Origin of the sequence: Caldisalinibacter kiritimatiensis (assembly GCF_000387765.1) — a bacterium.
GTDB lineage: Bacteria > Bacillota > Clostridia > Tissierellales > Caldisalinibacteraceae > Caldisalinibacter > Caldisalinibacter kiritimatiensis.
In genome coordinates this window covers 1-1,061 of the sequence record NZ_ARZA01000036.1, presented here as the reverse complement: position 1 = coordinate 1,061, position 1,061 = coordinate 1, and the positions used below count along the sequence as shown (strand labels likewise).

Here is a 1,061-nt window from a genome sequence, read left to right as displayed (position 1 = left end):
TACACTGAAATGAATTATATTTTATATGGATTTTGTTTATAGAGTTGCCAAAGTTGTAAGATTATATTCATAAAATCTTATAATTTTGGCAATAATTATTATAATGGATAAGTATATCATTTGTTACGATTTAAATAACTTTAAAGGTGACAAAATAACTAGTTATGGCTTATATTTAAATTATTTATGCTTTTTTATAGAATATATTGACTTATCCTATCTTCAAAGAAAATCATTAATTGATTAAGGACTAAATCCCAATTTTTATAGCACATAGTCCATTTTTTCATTATATTTTGAGCTGATAGGTAAAGCATCTTTTCAAGAGCTTGGTCTGAAGGGAATACAGATTTTGCTTTTGTAACCTTTCTAAACTGACAATGTAAACTTTCAATGATATTTGTTGTATACATAATTTTTCTAACTTCTTGAGGGAATTTGAAAAATGGTGAAATTACATCCCAGTTTACTTCCCAGCTCTTGATAGCAAAGGGAAACTTTTCATTCCACTTTTCTTTAACTTCAAGTAGGTTTTCATAGGCTTGCTCTTCATTAACAGCTGTATATACTGCTTTAAAGTCTTTTGCAAACTCTTTTCTATGTTTGTAGGGTACATACTTAAAGGAATTTCTAAGTTGATGAATAATACACCTTTGGACCTCAGCTTTAGGATAGGCGGCATTAATAGCTTCTTTTAGTCCGGTTAAACCATCTACACTAAATATTAATACATCTTTTAAACCTCTATTTTTTAACTCGTTTAGCACTCCTAACCAGAACTTTGAAGACTCGCTTTCACCAATCCAAATACCTAAAATATCTTTAAAGCCATCTAAATTAATACCTAATACAACATAAGCAGCTTTACTTTTGATTTGACCATCTTCCCTTACTTTGTAGTGTATTGCATCCATGAATACAAAAGGATATACAGGATTAAGGGGTCTATTTTGCCATTCCTTAATACTTGGCAATATCTTATCGGTTATCTTACTTACCATCTCAGCAGATACTTCTATTCCGTATATGTCTTTTAATTGATCATGTATATCCCTTGTTGA

General features: G+C 29.7%; 1 protein-coding gene. It reads right to left on the bottom strand.

Annotated elements, in window-relative coordinates; all coding sequences use genetic code 11:
- Positions 1 to 194: 194 nt before the first annotated feature.
- Positions 195 to 1,061, bottom strand: an 867-nt coding sequence (locus L21TH_RS01030) for an IS256 family transposase (protein WP_034428931.1), incomplete at its 5' end; no start/stop codon positions are given.